The sequence below is a fragment of the Hirschia sp. genome (assembly GCF_058892565.1).
Window position 1 is genome coordinate 38,940 of record NZ_JBZXVU010000002.1, and the last position, 17,081, is coordinate 56,020.

The 17,081-nt window shown below is 44.5% G+C and carries 14 protein-coding genes and 1 tRNA gene; 12 read left to right on the plus strand and 3 right to left on the minus strand.

The annotated features are described in order from the left end of the window. The first annotated feature begins 5 nt into the window (after positions 1-5). The 5 genes from epmA (at position 6) to AC5EF3_RS00650 (ending at position 7,242) form a co-directional block, all read left to right on the plus strand. Complete coding sequence (gene epmA, locus AC5EF3_RS00630; protein ID WP_493546629.1) at positions 6-1,037, plus strand: EF-P lysine aminoacylase EpmA; 1,032 nt, start codon at positions 6-8, stop codon at positions 1,035-1,037. Next, positions 1,034-2,080: a lysine-2,3-aminomutase-like protein gene (locus AC5EF3_RS00635; RefSeq protein WP_493546642.1), complete on the plus strand. Its 1,047-nt coding sequence runs from the start codon at positions 1,034-1,036 to the stop codon at positions 2,078-2,080. Before epmA ends, AC5EF3_RS00635 begins: the two co-directional genes overlap by 4 nt. 90 nt (positions 2,081-2,170) lie before the next feature. Further along, the gene (locus AC5EF3_RS00640) at positions 2,171-3,310 is read left to right on the plus strand and encodes an exonuclease SbcCD subunit D (RefSeq protein ID WP_493546630.1); all 1,140 of its coding nucleotides are present in this window, start codon (positions 2,171-2,173) and stop codon (positions 3,308-3,310) included. 3 nt (positions 3,311-3,313) lie between these two features. After that, positions 3,314-6,382 carry an AAA family ATPase gene (locus tag AC5EF3_RS00645; RefSeq protein WP_493546631.1) on the plus strand — a complete coding sequence of 1,023 codons (3,069 nt, stop codon included), beginning with the start codon at positions 3,314-3,316 and terminating at the stop codon, positions 6,380-6,382. 80 nt (positions 6,383-6,462) lie between these two features. Then, positions 6,463-7,242 (plus strand): LOG family protein, encoded by a 780-nt coding sequence (locus tag AC5EF3_RS00650; RefSeq protein WP_493546632.1) that lies wholly within the window; start codon positions 6,463-6,465, stop codon positions 7,240-7,242. A 66-nt stretch (positions 7,243-7,308) separates the two neighbouring features. On the opposite strand, the gene AC5EF3_RS00655 is transcribed toward AC5EF3_RS00650, so the two are convergent. Together AC5EF3_RS00655 and AC5EF3_RS00660 are read right to left on the minus strand one after the other, a co-directional pair. Then, positions 7,309-7,383, minus strand: a tRNA-Gly gene (locus AC5EF3_RS00655). A gap of 121 nt (positions 7,384-7,504) precedes the next feature. Continuing rightward, a complete protein-coding gene (locus AC5EF3_RS00660) occupies positions 7,505-8,251 on the minus strand; it encodes a DUF6065 family protein (RefSeq protein ID WP_493546633.1) in 747 nt (248 codons plus the stop codon). A gap of 176 nt (positions 8,252-8,427) precedes the next feature. On the opposite strand from AC5EF3_RS00660, the gene AC5EF3_RS00665 reads away from it, so the two are divergent. From AC5EF3_RS00665 to AC5EF3_RS00685, 5 genes are all read left to right on the plus strand, one after another. Further along, complete coding sequence (locus tag AC5EF3_RS00665; protein ID WP_493546634.1) at positions 8,428-8,991, plus strand: prolyl-tRNA synthetase associated domain-containing protein; 564 nt, start codon at positions 8,428-8,430, stop codon at positions 8,989-8,991. Positions 8,992-9,119: 128 nt separating this feature from the next. Continuing rightward, a complete protein-coding gene (trxA, locus tag AC5EF3_RS00670; protein WP_493546635.1) occupies positions 9,120-10,034 on the plus strand; it encodes a thioredoxin in 915 nt (304 codons plus the stop codon). A 34-nt stretch (positions 10,035-10,068) separates the two neighbouring features. Next, positions 10,069-10,740, plus strand: a complete 672-nt coding sequence (locus tag AC5EF3_RS00675; protein ID WP_493546636.1) for an LON peptidase substrate-binding domain-containing protein — start codon at positions 10,069-10,071, stop codon at positions 10,738-10,740. Next, complete coding sequence (locus tag AC5EF3_RS00680) at positions 10,737-10,949, plus strand: Trm112 family protein (RefSeq protein ID WP_012777881.1); 213 nt, start codon at positions 10,737-10,739, stop codon at positions 10,947-10,949. The genes AC5EF3_RS00675 and AC5EF3_RS00680 overlap by 4 nt, the downstream gene beginning before the upstream one ends. Before the next feature lies 1 nt (position 10,950). Further along, positions 10,951-11,328, plus strand: coding sequence for a gamma-butyrobetaine hydroxylase family protein (locus tag AC5EF3_RS00685; protein WP_493546637.1), 378 nt, complete (start codon positions 10,951-10,953; stop codon positions 11,326-11,328). Here the strand turns inward: AC5EF3_RS00685 and AC5EF3_RS00690 are convergent. Further along, positions 11,325-12,566, minus strand: a complete 1,242-nt coding sequence (locus tag AC5EF3_RS00690; RefSeq protein ID WP_493546638.1) for an FAD-dependent monooxygenase — start codon at positions 12,564-12,566, stop codon at positions 11,325-11,327. The two genes, AC5EF3_RS00685 and AC5EF3_RS00690, sit on opposite strands and share 4 nt — an antisense overlap. 215 nt (positions 12,567-12,781) lie before the next feature. Here AC5EF3_RS00690 and AC5EF3_RS00695 point away from each other — a divergent pair, with 215 nt between their 5' ends. Both AC5EF3_RS00695 and AC5EF3_RS00700 read left to right on the plus strand, forming a co-directional pair. Then, complete coding sequence (locus AC5EF3_RS00695; protein ID WP_012777878.1) at positions 12,782-14,095, plus strand: ammonium transporter; 1,314 nt, start codon at positions 12,782-12,784, stop codon at positions 14,093-14,095. Between the two features lie 212 nt (positions 14,096-14,307). Then, positions 14,308-16,890, plus strand: coding sequence for a DNA translocase FtsK (locus AC5EF3_RS00700; protein WP_493546639.1), 2,583 nt, complete (start codon positions 14,308-14,310; stop codon positions 16,888-16,890). Positions 16,891-17,081: the final 191 nt, after the last annotated feature.

A 17,081-nucleotide genomic window follows, 5' to 3' on the forward strand; every position in this document is an offset into this window, starting at 1 on the left:
AGATTATGAGCGACACACCTTGGTGGGATGCAAAAAGACACGCTGACAGGCGTCCCTTCTTGCTCGCGCGTAATAAGGTACGTTCAGCACTTCGAAACTGGTTTGAAAATGAAGAATTTTTAGAAGTTGAATGCGGCGCGCTTCAAATTTCTCCTGGAAACGAAACCCATTTGCATGCGTTTTCATCTAAATTTTTGGATGAAGACGGCTCAACCAATCTGGAATTATTCCTGCACACCTCACCTGAATTTTCTTGCAAAAAACTCCTCGCCGCTGGTGAAACAAAAATCGTTGATTTTGCCCGTGTGTATCGCAATCGTGAAAGCGGCCCGCTCCATTCTCCCGAATTCACCATGATAGAATGGTATCGCACGGGTGCCAGCCTTAAAGACGTTATGAAAGATACAGCAAATCTGGCGAGACTTGCATTAAACGCGACGCAGGCAACACAAATGATGTGGAAAGATTCTTCATGTGATCCACACAAAGAACCAGAATTTCTGACATTAACAGACGCGTTTTCTCGCTATGCAGATATAGATCTAAACGCTGTACTTGAAGACACACCCGCATTCAAAGCCGCCGCCGCAAAAGCTGGTGTCAGTGTATCAGATGGCGCAGAATGGACCGATATATTTTCTGCCGTTCTCGTCTCAAAAATTGAGCATAAACTCGGGATAGATCGTCTAACATTCCTGTGTAACTATCCAATATGCGAAGCTGCTTTGGCGCGGCCATGCCCTGATGATCCTCGCTTTGCTGAACGCTTTGAAATGTATGCTTGCGGGGTCGAGCTTGCCAATGGATTTGGCGAGCTCACCGACCCAATTGAACAACGCAAACGTTTTGAAGCAGATATGATTTTAAAGCTTGCCTATTATGGTGAAAATTATCCACTCGATGAAGAATTGCTCGCCGCCCTGCCTCATATACCTGACGCGTCAGGTGTCGCCCTTGGTTTTGATAGATTAGTCATGCTTTGCTCAAATGCGCGCCGTATTGATGATGTTTTATGGACACCGTTTCCAAGCCAATGACCAAAACACTCAAATCCGCACAAGACTTTAAAAACCTCGGCATTACCTCACCAGAGATTACGCAGAATATCGACACTGTATCCACAAAATATGCCGTCGCAATGACAAATGATCTCGCAGAATGTGTGAAAAACCCCAACAGTGATGACCCAGTTTTACGCCAATTTCTGCCTCTTATAGACGAACTTACGACCCTGCCAGAAGAACGCGAAGACCCAATCGGCGATTGGCCCAATACAGCCGTTGAAGGCGTTGTCCATCGCCACAAAGACCGCGTTTTACTAAAAATAGTCTCTATCTGTCCGGTCTATTGCCGTTTTTGTTTCCGCCGCGAAATGGTGGGACCAGATAAAGACAATATGCTGCGCCCAGAACAGCTTGATGCTGCCATAGACTATATTGCGAACCACCCAGAAATTTGGGAAGTCATTCTCACAGGCGGTGATCCGATGATGCTTTCGCTTCGCCGCGCACGAGAACTCACCCAACGTCTTGAAGCCATTCCGCATGTTAAAATCATCCGTTGGCACACACGTATGCCAGTCGCCAAACCAGATATCGTCACCGCTCAATACGCTCAAGCCATAAAAAGTTCAACAAAATCAGTGTTTGTTGCTCTTCACGCAAACCATGCCAACGAATTTTCTGATGCCGCAAAACAAGCCTGCGCAAACCTGATTGATGCTGGTATTCCTATGGTATCTCAAAGTGTTTTGCTCAAAGGCGTCAATGATAATCTAGATGCTTTATCAGACCTGATGCGCACTTTTGTTGAAAACCGCATCAGACCCTATTATCTGCATCACCCCGATTTTGCTCCCGGCACATCCCATTTTCGCTTGAGCGTAGAAGAAGGCCAAAAGCTCGTTCAAGGCCTTCGAAACACGCTTTCCGGACTTTGCACACCGACTTATGTCGTTGATATTCCCGGCGGTGTTTCCAAAGCTATCGCCACACCATCAGATGCGCGCGAAATTGACGGCCAGCTATCCTTACGCGGACAAGATGGCCAATGGCGCGCCTATCCCCCCTCGGAAAAATAACGCACCTTTATTTGCTTCGATTTCAAGCTAGTTTAACAATAGATAATGATTTGAATCAGGACAGTAAGCCCTAGAAGTGGACCATTAAACTTGAAGATACTTCATACATCTGATTGGCATTTAGGGCGCACATTCAAACACGCATCCTTGATTGATGATCACCAGCATTTTTTAGATCAGCTAAAAATCGTGCTCGACCAGCAAAAACCTGACGTCCTCATAATAGCAGGTGATATTTTTGATCGCGCCTCACCGCCCGCCAGCGCCGTCAGCCAATTTGAAGATTTTCAACGCCATGTTTATTTCAATACTCAAACAGCTCTAATCATACTGGCAGGTAATCATGATTCCGGTGAACGTGTAGGGATGAATGGTGCCTTTGCAGACCCCAAACGCGTGCTCATCCGTGGCCGTTTACAACGCGACGAGAAGCCTCTGATTTTAAACGACGAATTTGGAGAAGTCGCCTTCAGCGCTCTGCCCTATGGCGAGATTTTTTCAGCGCGTGAATGCTTTGAAAAAGCAGATATTGCAACCCCCGCTGATGTGCTCAATCAACAAGTGGAATGCGCAAAACAATTTGTCCCCAATGGCGCACGCTGGGTGATTTCAGCCCATGCTTTTGTCACAGGTGCGAGCACTACAGAAACTGAACGTAGCCTATGTGTCGGCGGAATTGAAACTGTTTCTGCAGACACATTCAATGGCGCGCATTATGTCGCCCTTGGCCATTTGCACCGTAGTCAAAAAGTAGGTGCCGAGCATATTCGCTATAGCGGCTCGCCCCTTTCATTTGCATTTGATGAAGTGGGCAATGAAAAATCCATGACACTCATCACACTTGGTCAGTCAGGTGTTGAAAATATTGATCTTATCCCGATCAAGCCTTTAAGGGCTGTGCGTGAAATTCGCGGTGCGTTGAGTGATTTGGAAAAACAAACAGATGATCCAAACAATCAAGATTTCATCCACGCCATTCTCACCGATAAGGGCGGATTGGTTGAACCTATGGCACGCCTTCGCCGTGTCTATCCCAATGTGATAGCGCTGACGCGCGAGAATAAAAATGAAGTGTCCGGCAACTCAACGGGCCGTGCCAATGCCAAATTGGATAATCCCCAAGAAGTCATCTCTGAATTCATTCAACATGTCCGCGAAACAGCCATCGAACCAGATGAACAATCCATTCTTGATAATGCTATGAATGCTTCATCGAAAGCGGAGGCATAATTTATGCGCCCTATTCGATTGACATTACAAGCATTTGGCCCTTTTGCCGGCAAAGAAGTTATCAATTTCGAGCAAACATTCGATGTGGGTTTGTTTGGTATCTATGGTCCAACAGGTGCTGGTAAAACTTCCATATTTGATGGTTTATGCTTTGCTTTATTTGGACAATCCTCAGGTGCGCAACGTGATGGAAAAGATTTTCGCTCTGACCATGCCCCATTGGATATGCTCACTGAAGTCGAACTCGTATTTGATCTAGGAGATAAACGCTATGTCGTGCGCCGTATCCCTGCTCAGGAGCGTTTGGCAAAAAAAGGCGGCAAGACAACCCAGCAATTGCATCAAGCATGGCTCTTTGATGCAAGCGGTTTAAATACCCAAGACATAACAGATGCTAATCGCGGCAAAGCCATTGCCGAAAAGAAAACATCTGTCGTTGAGCAAACTATCTCTGAATTACTTGGCTATTCCGCAGATCAATTTCGTCAAATTATTTTATTGCCCCAAGGCCAATTTCGTAAAGTTTTGGATGCCAATACCAAAGACCGTTCCCAGATTTTGCGTCAATTATTTGACGTCTCCTTATATGAAAAGCTTCAAGACAAACTAAAAGAAGAAGCCAAAACCCTGCATGAGAAAGTGAACACAGCCCGCATTCGCAGGGATGACCGCTTAATGCAAAGTGGCCACGAAACATTTGAAGCTCTAGAGCTGGCAATCAAAGAAGCTCACGAACAGGTCAAAAAATCCCAAGCCGCATTAGATGCTGCCAAGAAAAACCATTCAGCAAAACGCGACACTCTTGAAAAAGCCAAAGCCAATGATGCACGCTTTGTGGAATTAGAAAAAGCAAAAGCTGACCTCATTATTTTGCAAGCCAATCAATCAGATATTGATGCCCGCAAAGCAGATTTGGAAAAGGTAAGACGCGCTGAATCTTTATTGGGTTTAGAAGCTGGATTATCGCGTGCGAAACTTGATCACAAAGAAGCGTCCCAAAGACGAATTGAAGCAAAAGTTAGCCTTGAAAAAGCTGAAAAAGCACACGCATCTGCTAAAGTAAAACTTACAAATATTCAAAAGCAATCGCCTGAGATTGAAGCCCTATCAGAAACTCAAAACCAACTAAATGCTTTGCTGGATATCCAAAAATCGACGATCTCTTTAGCCACAGATCTAAAAACAAAAACCGATCAACGCAAAACCAGCCACGCGCAAGCAAATGCAGCCAAACAAGAACAAGCTGCGTTAAAAACGCAATTAAAAGAGCTGTCTACCAGCGCAAAAAACGCCATTGAGCGCGGCAAAAAAATTGCAAATATTGAAAAAGAAATTGAACGCCTAAACACTGAAATCGCTGCTAACTCAGTCTATGAAAACACGCAAAAGCAAACTCAAAATCTTGAAGCCAAATTTAAATCCAGCCAAGCAAATCACTTAGCTTCAAAAGCAAAACTAGAAAATGCTCAAACAGAATTAGATGTCGCTGAAAAAGCATTGGCAAATGTGCAAGCACTACATCTCGCATCAAAATTAAAGCATGGTGATAATTGTCCCGTTTGCGGCAGCAGGGACCATCCTAAACTTGCAAAAGGTGACGCCAGTTCACAAGGATTAGATCCTGCATTTAGAGCAGCAGAAAAAACATATAAAATTGCCAGCGAAGATGAGCGCAAAGCAAATGATGCTTTGATAGCCGACAGGGCCAATTATAATTCTTCATTAGAACTATTTTCCAAATTGGAAAAACCAAAAACTGAATCTGACGCCCTAAAATCAGCCCTGCATGATCACACAATCGAACTTAAAAAACTAAATGATTTGCCGACGCTTGAAGCCATCAACCAAAAGATATCCCTCATTGAAAGAGAAGAAATAGAAGTTTCAAAACGGCTTGAGACAATTCTGGTCGAACATGAGAAAAATCAACTTGCTCACAACACCGCGCAATCTCGATATGATGATGCTATCGCCAAAATACCCACAGATTATCAGACAACCGGCAAACTAGAAAAAGCGCTAGAAACCAATAAAAACAAAATTGATGGTTTCAAAAAAGAGCTAGAAAATGTCGTATCATCTGAACGCGAAACTGCATCTGTTTTAAGCAACGCGCAGACCTCTCTTAAAGACAAACACGAGACAGAAAATCGCGCACTCAAACGCGTAAACTCTGAAACGGCAAATTTTGAAACGGCATTGATTGAAGCAAAACTTGATGAAGCTTCATTTCAAGCCGCCAAATTATTATTCCCAAAACGAGATGCAATTTCAAAAGCTGTAGAGAACCATTCCGCCGCGCTCATTTCGGTCAAAACACGCATTGAACAAGCAAAGCTCGCAACTCAAAACGTGAAACGAGAAGATCTCACGCGACTTCAACACCAAGTTAGCACTGCAGAGACAGAAGTTGATCACGCATCCAACATTTTAAACACAGTAAATCAACAGCAATTGCACTTAAAAGCGACACTCGAATCCGTGCAAAAAGCGACGCAAGAATTAGATAAACTCAACGCAGAATATGCACCATTGGGTGAAATGTCTGACCTCACAAATGGTACAAACCCCTATAAATTAAAGCTGGTCGATTTCGCCATTGCTGCCATGTATGATGATGTTTTAGATGCCGCCAATCAACGTTTAGGCCCAATGACGGATAGTCGATTTGAATTACGCCGAGAAGCTGGCGGACAAGGCGGAAATGCTTCTAGAGGTTTGGATACATTGATATTTGATGCACATACCGAGAGTTTACGCGCTACCTCATCCTTGTCTGGTGGAGAAGGATTTCTCGCTTCTCTTGCCTTGGCATTAGGCTTGTCAGATGTGGTTCAACAACAATCTGGCGGTGTCCGTCTTGATGCCATTTTCATTGATGAAGGCTTTGGCAGCCTTGATTCCGCCGCGTTAGACCTTGCACTTCAAACACTTCACACCTTGGCAGACAATAACCGCCTTGTTGGAATAATATCTCATGTTGAAGAAGTGAAACGCACAATACCAAATGGATTTTCTATTGAACCTTCTACAGCTGGTAGCCACATAAAATTGCGCACATCTACCTATTAGCGTTCAAACACTGTTCAGAAAAACACGTAATAACAGTTGGTTGAGTTTCCTTTTTCAAATTCAAGGCCTATATTATTTTCATGACATATTCAAAAACACCTGAAGAATCTTCCCAAAATATCCCCGAGAACATGCTGTCACCGTCCTACAAATTAGCTGCTCTAGATGAGGATTTCTTACTGGGAGATAGCATGCGCGGTGTCCGCTTCATGCTGGAATATGCAAAAGCTGAAGAGCATTTGCGTAATTGGGGGGTTGCCTCAACAATCGTCGTTTTTGGGTCAGCGCGTTTTAAACCGGATGGTCCTGAAAATCACGCAAGATGGTATAATGCAGCCAGAGAATTGGGCCGCATCATTTCTGAACGAGGCGGAGCCTTAAATAGTAAACAATCTCCTCGTCAAAACGTTGTAGCAACGGGTGGTGGCCCCGGTATTATGGAAGCCGCAAATCGCGGTGCCTATGATGCAGGTGCACCAAATATAGGTTTCAATATCACCCTACCGCATGAACAAGTGCCAAACCCCTATTCGACGCCGGACCTCACTTTTCAATTTCACTATTTTGCCATGCGCAAAATGCACCTCGCAATGCGCGCGAATGCACTTGTCGTTTTTCCTGGTGGTTTTGGCACAATGGATGAATTGTTTGAGATTTTATGCTTGCGTCAAACAATGAAAATCACAACGAAACTTCCGATTATCCTGTTTGATGAAGAGTTCTGGGCATCCACATTCAATCTACAAAACCTAATAGATGTAGGCACCATAAACGCTGAAGATCTAGATTTATTTAGTTATGCAAATTCTGCCGAAGAAGCATGGGACAAAATGTTAAAAGGCGGACTAACCGCTTCATGAAAATGTCGAAAGCATGCTCGCTAAACCAATAAGGTGGGTATGCTATTCATTTTAAAGGAAAATATCTGGAGCGGGTGAAGAGATTCGAACTCTCGACTTCAACCTTGGCAAGGTTGCGCTCTACCCCTGAGCTACACCCGCATCCGATATGGCCAAAGGAATTTTCTTCCGTTGGAGGCGCTGTTAAACAGCAAAGTTGATTTTCATGCAAGTAAAAAATTCAATGAATCGCAGAATTTTTCACTTTCGACATTTTCAGCTTCTATAGGCCAGGTAATGGAGGTTTGGGAGCTTTCATTTTGCGTTTCGTGACATGCGTGTTTACAGATTCACCTGTCGTTTTAGTACCCCGCATATAATGACGTTGCCACTTCTCCCGCAAAGCACCTTGATCACCCGTATTTAGTTTATCAATGAAATTCCCGCGCGACTTTGCCCATTCATCATACTCTTGTTTGAGAGACACATTATCATCAAGCATACGAAGAGTTGGTTGCACATCTTCCATTTTATTGTGCTCAATAAGATTTAAAAAGGCAAATGCCTCGCCTTTTTCAAATCGCACTTTGCAGGGGCGTGTAAACTTCCAATTCATTGTAAATGGAAATGGCAACCAATCGGTTTCAACCAAGCCTGCCAATGGATATATGCCATCTTTAGGTGCATTGGGCGGCCCTTGAACCCATACTCCCCACCCTGGTGGCGTTCTAAATAAATATCCGGTGTGAAATGTCAAAACACCTTCCTGAAAATGGCTGTCCGCTACATTTTCGACGGGAGGCCACACTTCATCGGCCTGAATTTTTATGCTCGCTTTTGTCGGGCCCCCATCCCACTCGATTGTTAGTCCTGTCTGACATAAAATCTCCCAACCGGTAGAGTTAGCCATAGTCAGTGGCAGGCAGCGATATGGATGACGATCTGTGAACTTGTCCATCCAGTCACGTCGTGATCTAGCCGGAATAAGGTCTGGAACGTATTCATGTAATTTATAACAATCGAGTTTCACACTTTTCTCCGCCGAGAGTTCGCCATCAATGTGGCGATAAACTTTTTAAATGGGCTTTATCCCCAGATCATATTGTCAGATAGTTAGCCTATTCAATTGCAGCTGCCAACGGATCATGATTAATCCCTCTCCCACCCTCGTCAAAGCGAGGAAAATTCGGAAGAAGGATTTTGAGAATGAATATTCGAACCCTATTAATGCCAGATAAGCCTCAAAATATTTTTCCAGAAGCTAGTGATTTTTCTCGCTGTCCTGAATTGGAAGTCTTTAAGTGCCTAGACCAACAAAATATCAAATACTCAACCGAGACTCATCTACCCACACATACAGTCGCGGAATCCAGTATTCTTAAATCCCAGATATCTGGAGGACACACAAAAAACCTTTTTCTAAAAGATAAAAAAGGGCAATTGGTCTTAATAAGCGCGTGGGCACATACAGAAATACGTTTAAACCAATTGCATAAGCTTATTGAATCTCAGCGGCTTTCTTTTGCGAAGCCACAATTATTGTGGGAAACATTAAAAGTCACAGCTGGTTCAGTGTCAGCATTCGCGCTGATGCATGATACACAAAACCGCGTTCGGTTTCTGGCAGATGAAAAACTTCTCGACTTTGAGATGCTAAATTTTCACCCTCTAAGAAACGACATGACTACATCTATTAGTCAAAAAGGGTTTGCTCGATTTGTCGAATCCACCGGACGCGGCCTTGAATGGATTGATTTTAACGAAATTTAGGCACTAAACACCCAGTTTGCACACAGCTTCACTGTTGCACCATGGCATAATGACAACCATGTAGTATATTCAAACCAACATACGCGAAACAGAACACACGCTGCACACACAAGATTAGGACGATTTCTATGGATATTTCTTCTGGCTCTTTTCCACCCAATGGCGAAGATGCACAATGGATCATTGATGGTTCCGATCAGACATTCATGCAGGATGTTGTTGAGGCTTCAAAACACTCTCTTGTTCTCGTTGATTTCTGGGCGCCTTGGTGTGGACCTTGTAAAACACTCATTCCATCGCTTGAAAAAGTTGTGAACCAAGCAAACGGTGAAGTGCGCATGGTAAAAATCAATATTGACGAAAACCAAGGCGTTGCAGGTCAATTGGGCGTGCGTTCTGTCCCGACAGTTTTTGCATTTAAAGATGGTCAGCCTGTTGACGGTTTTCAGGGCGCTATTCCCGAAAGTCAGATTGTAGAATTTATCAAAAAAGCCGGTGCCGGCGGAGCTTTAGAACAAATTGAACAAGCTTTAGCTGCCGCAGCTCAAGCCTTCCAAGATGGTGAGCTGGACCAATCGGCTGCAATTTATGCTCAAATTCTACAAGCCATGCCTGACAATGTGGATGCTATGGTGGGTATGGCACGTTGTTTCGTTGCTAAGGGAGAATATGACCGCGCAAAAGAAGTTATTGCCCTCATTCCCGAAGAATCTCAGAAAATGCCTCAGGTGAAATCGGTCTTAACTGCGATAGAATTATCTGACGATGGTGGCTCTACTGACGATGCATCTTCTCATCTGCAAGCTAAACTTTCAGTTAATCCAGATGATTTTGAAGCTAAATTTAACCTAGCAAAATCTCTGTCCGCAAAAGGTAATCACCAAGACGCTGCAAATCAGCTTTTGGAAATCCTTGAAAAGGATCTAAACTGGAATGAAGGCGCTGCAAAAGAACAATTGCTCAAAATATTTGAAGCAGCAGGCCCAACTGCAGAAGTCTCTAAATCAGGACGCCGGCGCCTATCGTCGCTATTGTTTAACTAACTTTCCCAGTGATTAGAAATTAAAGGAATAAAATTTGTCTCCACCCATTTTCAGAATAGCTGAGGATTTACCCAAAGTGATTCCCATTTTTCCTTTGGAAAGCGCTATTGTTTTTCCACGTGGAAATTTGCCACTGAATGTATTCGAACCTCGCTATCTAAACATGGTTGATGATGCGATGTATTCCAATCGGGTTATCGGTATGATCCAGCCATTTCTGCCAGATGGACCGGGTGAGAAACCGCTTATCGAAAACCCACCATTGCTGAAAATCGGGTGTTTGGGCCGTATCAATTCCTATTCCGAAACCGATGATGGACGATACATGGTAAATTTGCGCGGAATGTGTCGTTTTCAAATCGTAGAAGAACAAGAAATGACTCGCCCCTACCGGACAGCAACAGTTAGTTATGAAAATTTTCTTGGAGACATGAAACCTGTCAGTACCAAAGAGCCTGATATTTCTCGTGAAAATCTAATATCTGCACTCAAAACATATCTTGCAGCGAATGCGATTAAAACTGACTGGGATGCTGTAACAGATGCACCTATGGAAACGCTGATAAACGCACTTGCGTCAGGGTGTCCCTTTTCCACAATCGAAAAACAAATGCTATTAGAGTTTCCAACACTGCAAGAAAGAGGTGAAGCTTTAATTTCACTTCTTCATATGGATGCATCGGGAAATGGCGGATTATTGCAATGAGTAAAACCGATACAAGTTCAAAATCGGCACAACCGGGAATCGATCCAAGATTGTTAGAGGTTTTGATATGTCCCGCCTCCCGAGGCCCGCTTTCATATGATAAGGAAACAAACGAGTTGATCTCGAAAAAGGCGAACCTTGCGTATCCTATAAGAGAAGGGGTTCCCATCATGCTGATCGACGAAGCCCGCGAGCTGGACGACAATTAAAATGTTTAAAAAGCGCCCTGAAGACGATGGAAGCTGGCCACTTGAAATACGTTTTATCAAAGACCAAGCCCTATTAAAAATATCATTTGATGATAATTTTGAAGGAGAAATTCCATATGAATTGCTGCGTGTAGATAGCCCGAGCGCGGAAACGCGTGGCCATGGTGGAGAAACTCCCCCGCCCGTAGCTGGGAAAAAAAATGTTTCCGTCACAAGTGCCGATCCAGTCGGTAGATATGCACTTCGGATCAATTTCTCCGATGGACATAATTCAGGGCTATATAGTTGGCCTTATCTAAAAGAATTGGCAACCAACCAGAAGCCCCGCATGAAAGCCTATCAAAAGCGTCTAAAAGAATACGGTCTAAGCCGCGATTAAAACTGAATAGGATGGCCTTGCAATAATTGCGGCATATTACGACCCGAGACGCCTTTGGCTTCACGACTTAAAAATGAACGCGCAAGCTCGCTTTTACCCATAAGAGACATACCAAATCCTGCAAGTCCCCTAAGAGCTGGCGGTGCTTTGAACATTTTATCCAAGACATCCATGCCTAGCGCCATATTAATCGTGTCAGCACGTCGCCATTCATCATATGGCTCAAGAGCAAGCGTGCTACCAATATCCAGACCAACATGTGCAGCTTTACCGATCGTTTCGGCTAATGCAGCAACATCTTTCAAACCCAAATTCAAACCCTGTCCTGCTAAAGGGTGAATAGTGTGCGCTGCATCACCAGCCAGAGCGATACGATCTGTGGAGAATGTATCGGCAATTCTCATTTTCAAAGGATAGGCAAAACGACCACTCTTGAGTGTAAACTCACCTAGAAAATCTCCAACTTTCTCTCTTAGCTCTAACTCAAAATCCAAATCATTTAGAGTCATAAGAGAATCCGCAACAACAATACGTTCTGTCCACACTAGGCTAGCAAGATTATTCTTCAGCGGAAGCACAGCGAAAGGCCCGCCTTTTAAGAATACCTGACGCGCCACGCCTTCGTGCGGCTTGGCAAGTTCTACTGTCGCTACAATGCCCATGGCTTCATAGTCATGGCCAGCAAATTCAATTCCCGCCGTTTTTCGTACAAAGCTCTCGCGACCATCACACCCAATCAATAATTTGCTAGAAGTCTTAGTGTCGTCATCATTTAAGCTGATCAGAACCCTATTTGATTGCGTCTTTATGCCGCTCAACTTAGTGTTTGATTTAAAAGTTAGACCCGCCGTTTTCCGGGCTTTTTCCCATAAAGCGGACAAAATAGCATGGGTCTCAACAATGTAACCCAATGGCCCATCAATTTCTTTATCCTCTTCAAAGTCAAAGCAGATAGGTGAAAAATTTGCCGCTTCTGCTTCAACTTTCAGGATTGGTTGCGCGAAAGGTTCTAGAGCCTCGCATATACCAAAAACACGCCACATTGCCCAACAAGCGGGTGCAATTGAATAAGCGCGCCCGTCGAAATTACCTTTTTGAGGTTCAAAATCACCATCTTTGCTTACGACCAGACATTCAAACCCCAAGTCACATAAAGCAATAGCGAGACTCAAACCGACAGGGCCTGCTCCGGAAATAACGATCTCATAATCAGGTTTGGTTTGTGGATAAAGTTCCATAAATTTATTGTATGCTCCACATTAAAATGCGTCCAGACTCGCACAGGAATTGGGCGATATGCCAAAACGGTGCTCGTGGGTTGCTCATTATTGCATCGATTCTTTCTCAACAGAGTTCAAAACTTGTCTGATTAGCCTCTGCACAATCTCTTTAGCATCGATCGCATTCAAATAGTGAGTGCAATGAGGTTTTTTTTAGAGAGGGGTTCAGATCTATGAGATCCGGAATGACTGGCAAACTGGCGGGGGCCGCCACACTTGCTGCCATAACATGTGGTGTGGCAGCCTTCGCACAAGAGGCAGAAGTTCCTTCAGCTTCTGACGTTTCTGCTTATGTAGATAACACATACCTTTTCCTACTTGGTGGTCTGGTTGTTATGTTTATGGCTGCAGGTTTCTGTATGCTAGAAGCTGGCCTTGTACGTTCAAAGAACGCTGCAACGCAGGTAACTAAAAACATTGCGCTATACTCAATCGCTGGGCTTATGTTCTGGCTTGTTGGATACAACCTTCTATACCCTGGTGACGGAAACTGGATCGTTGAAGGATATATCGGTACTTTCGCACCATGGGAAACAGCTGATGATCTAGGTACTGGCTATTCTTCTGGTTCAGACCACTTCTTCCAAATGGTGTTCGTTGCTGCAACAGCATCAATCGTATCAGGTACAGTTGCTGAACGTATTAAACTTTGGCCTTTCCTTATCTTCACAGCTGTCTTGACTGGTATCATCTACCCAATTCAGTGTTCATGGCAGTGGGGCGGCGGCTTCTTGTCAGCTGCTGGTTTCTCTGACTTTGCTGGTTCAACACTTGTGCACTCAACAGGTGGTTGGGCAGCGCTAGTTGGTGCTATTATTCTTGGACCACGTCTGGGTAAATATGTAGATGGTAAAACAGTTCCAATGCCGGGTTCAAACATCCCATTGGCTGCTCTAGGTACTTTCATCCTTTGGTTTGGTTGGTTCGGATTTAACGGTGGTTCACAACTTGCTGCCGGTACATTTGACGACATCAACGCCGTGTCGACTATCTTCCTAAACACAAACCTTGCTGCTGCTGCTGGTACAATGGCTGCAATGATCCTAACAACTATTCTTTACAAAAAGACTGACTCAACAATGGCATTCAATGGTGCACTTGCTGGTCTAGTTTCGATCACTGCGGGTCCTCTTGACCCAAGCTTCCCAGTTGCAATCTTGATTGGTGCCGTTGGTGGTGTGTTGGTTGTTCTTACAATCCCATTGCTAGACAAATTCAAAATTGATGATGTTGTTGGTGCGATCCCAGTTCACTTGGTATGTGGTATCTGGGGAACAATGATCGTTCCATTGTCAACTGAAGGTACAAGCTTTGGTGTTCAAGCACTTGGTGTTGTATCAGTCGGTGCTTTCGTTGCAATTACATCTGCAATCGTATGGATGATCCTGAAAGTAACTATGGGAATCCGTGTAAGCGAAGAAGAAGAAATGGAAGGCCTAGACCTCAACGAATGTGGTGTAGCTGCTTACCCTGACTTCACGAAATAAGATCTGACGATCTAATTTTTAGAACTCGAATTAAGTTTAACCCCCGACATGCAAATGTTGGGGGTTTTTCTTTTTTCAGTGATTATGGCTAATCACGAAAATAAATTTCATCAAAAACACAAAGAAATCACATTCCGTTTGCGCCTCGTTAAGAGGCAGGCGTCAAGGTAGAGGCAGATAACCTTCACTCCCTTGTCATGAGGACGCCGCAAATGCCTTCTACGCAACTTTCAAATCGCGTGCAGCATCAACAGCACATTGATGCTGAATATCAAATCCCAGGTCGTAAACCTAGCGGATTTCATCGAATGATGACTGGCGTTATGGCATTTGCCCTGGGCGTGTTTATTTGTGGAGCCTACGGTTCCCATTCACCAACTGACCCTAGTTTAAACGTCGCATCGGATGCAGAAACATCGAACCTGTTCGGTTCTACAGGAGCTGTCGCTGCTGACCTTCTAATGCAATCATTTGGATGGACAGCATGGCTAGCCGGTTTTGGCCTTATGATTGGCGGTGTTTACCGTACATTTGGCATTGGCCCACGTCGCCCTTCTCGTTGGTTCTGGGGCATGATGGCAATTAGTATGACATGTATTTGTTTGGCTGGATGGCCCATCCCAAGCAATTGGCCATTGGCAACGGGACTTGGAGGTATGGCAGGCGAAAGATTAAACCATTTTGCATCTATACCGTTTGCAGCTTTTGGGGCACCTGATCCTGTTTTACTAGCATCCATCACAACTGGTATTGCTGGTGTTTTATTTGCGGCAATCGCAATGGGACTTGGCGCTGATGATGGAATTGCTGTTTTCAGAACAATTGGTCAAATGTGGAACTCATTTAAGCGCGGAAAAGCAATTCCGATGGAAGTTGTTACCGAACATGATGAAACCGAAATTCGCGATGTGGCAGGGTTGCGTGATCGTGCAAACTCTTTCTTCGAGAATATGAGAAGCCGAAACCCTCAACAAGCTGCTTTGCCTGATCCGGAAAAAATGGAGCCACATTTAGAAGACAACTTCCTACGCAATATCGAAAACTCTGAACGACCTACTATTCCCGTCCGACAACGTTTGGCAGAAAAAGTCGTAGAAACACAGCCGGCTTCGCCAATTATCGAGGAATCAACTCCTAAATCAACGCTCTTTGGTAACCGAGCATCTCAGCCAAATACAGACATGCCTGCTAAGGCACCCGCTCCTGCGCCTGTTTCTGTTAAACCAGTGAGAGCACCTCAACCAGCAACACCTCAATCTTCTATCTCAGCTCCAATCCTCAATGATGGCAGCCGTTTACCTCCAATTGATCTACTTCAACTTCCACCAGAGCGTCGTTCAGATCATGATGAAACGAAATTGCTTGAAATGGCAGAATTGCTACAAGTCGTATTGGGAGATTTCGGGGTTAAAGGTCGAATATCAGAAGTTCGTCCCGGTCCTGTTGTAACCCTATTTGAATTTGAGCCTGCGCCCGGAACAAAATCATCTCGCGTTATCTCTCTAGCTGAGGATATCGCCCGTTCTATGAGTGCTACGGCTGCGCGTGTGGCTGTTGTCCCCGGTAGAAATGCAATCGGTATAGAACTACCAAATGATGATCGCGAAACAGTTTATTTCCGCGACCTACTATCTTCAAAAGCTTTCACACGCTCTCGTGCATCTCTACCACTTGCGCTCGGTGAAAATATTGGTGGTGAATCAACAGTCGCCGACCTCGCTAAAATGCCTCACCTTTTGATTGCGGGTACAACGGGTTCAGGTAAATCCGTTGGTATCAATGCGATGATCCTATCATTGCTGTACAAACTGACCCCAGAAGAATGTCGATTCATTATGATCGACCCAAAAATGCTTGAGCTTTCAATCTATGAAGGCATCCCCCACCTACTTTCCCCTGTTGTGATAGACCCGAATAAAGCAGTTGCAGCCCTAAAATGGACAGTACGGGAAATGGAAAGCCGTTACGAAGTTATGTCCAAAATGGGTGTCCGGAATATCTCAGGCTTCAACAAGAAAGCATCCGAAGCCCGCGAGTCAGGTGAAACCTACACACGTCCAATTCAAACCGGATATAATAGTGACACCGGCGAGCCAATCTGGGAAAATGAAATCATTGATATGCGCCCAATGCCTCACATTGTTGTGGTGATTGATGAGATGGCCGACCTGATGATTGTTGCAGGTAAAGAAATTGAAGCTTTAATTCAGCGTCTAGCGCAAATGGCACGTGCTGCGGGTATTCACCTGATCACAGCAACCCAACGTCCATCTGTTGATGTCATCACAGGTACAATTAAGGCCAACTTCCCTACCCGTATATCATACATGGTTACGACCAAAATCGACTCGCGTACAATATTGGGAGAGCAAGGTGCCGAACAGCTCCTTGGTATGGGTGACTTATTGTATCAAGCATCGGGTGGAAAACTAAACCGTGTGCACGGTCCTTTTGTGTCTGATGAAGAAGTTGAAGCAGTTGTAAACTTCCTGAAAGATACTGGTGAGCCATCCTATGTTGAAGGACTAACCGACGAACCGGAAGAAGACGTGTCTGTTGCTGACGCGGCCATGGGTGTCTCTTCTGGTGATGTGGAAGAAGACCTTTACCGAGAAGCCATCCAAATCGTGCGCCGCGACAAAAGAGCATCGACCTCTTATATCCAACGTAAACTTCGTATTGGGTATAACCGCGCCGCATCCCTTATTGAACGTATGGAAAGCGAAGGTTTGGTTAGTGCGGCCAACCATGCAGGGAAACGTGAAATTTTAATGCCTGAGGATAACGCCGCCTGAAATGACCATAATGCGGGGTTTAGCGAATAAAAGCCTATCTAGCTGAACCCCTATTCATAAAATCAGGCCAATTTAGGCAAGATTTCCTTTTAAGCGTCTTGTTTTCGCCGAGCCTGAGTTTAATTCTACCATTATGATTATTGCATCCTCCCTTATCCCGTTATTCATGGCTTTTGCAGCACCTGCTCAAG

Bases quoted from the DNA above. Each gene is read 5' to 3' on its own strand.
- AC5EF3_RS00690 (WP_493546638.1), bottom strand. From the start codon at position 12,566: ATGGAACTTTATCCACAAACCAAACCTGATTATGAGATCGTTATTTCC.
- AC5EF3_RS00665 (WP_493546634.1), top strand. From the start codon at position 8,428: ATGAATATTCGAACCCTATTAATGCCAGATAAGCCTCAAAATATTTTT.
- AC5EF3_RS00650 (WP_493546632.1), top strand. From the start codon at position 6,463: ATGACATATTCAAAAACACCTGAAGAATCTTCCCAAAATATCCCCGAG.
- trxA (WP_493546635.1), top strand. From the start codon at position 9,120: ATGGATATTTCTTCTGGCTCTTTTCCACCCAATGGCGAAGATGCACAA.
- epmA (WP_493546629.1), top strand. From the start codon at position 6: ATGAGCGACACACCTTGGTGGGATGCAAAAAGACACGCTGACAGGCGT.
- AC5EF3_RS00685 (WP_493546637.1), top strand. From the start codon at position 10,951: ATGTTTAAAAAGCGCCCTGAAGACGATGGAAGCTGGCCACTTGAAATA.
- AC5EF3_RS00635 (WP_493546642.1), top strand. From the start codon at position 1,034: ATGACCAAAACACTCAAATCCGCACAAGACTTTAAAAACCTCGGCATT.
- AC5EF3_RS00695 (WP_012777878.1), top strand. From the start codon at position 12,782: ATGAGATCCGGAATGACTGGCAAACTGGCGGGGGCCGCCACACTTGCT.
- AC5EF3_RS00680 (WP_012777881.1), top strand. From the start codon at position 10,737: ATGAGTAAAACCGATACAAGTTCAAAATCGGCACAACCGGGAATCGAT.
- AC5EF3_RS00645 (WP_493546631.1), top strand. From the start codon at position 3,314: ATGCGCCCTATTCGATTGACATTACAAGCATTTGGCCCTTTTGCCGGC.
- AC5EF3_RS00700 (WP_493546639.1), top strand. From the start codon at position 14,308: ATGCCTTCTACGCAACTTTCAAATCGCGTGCAGCATCAACAGCACATT.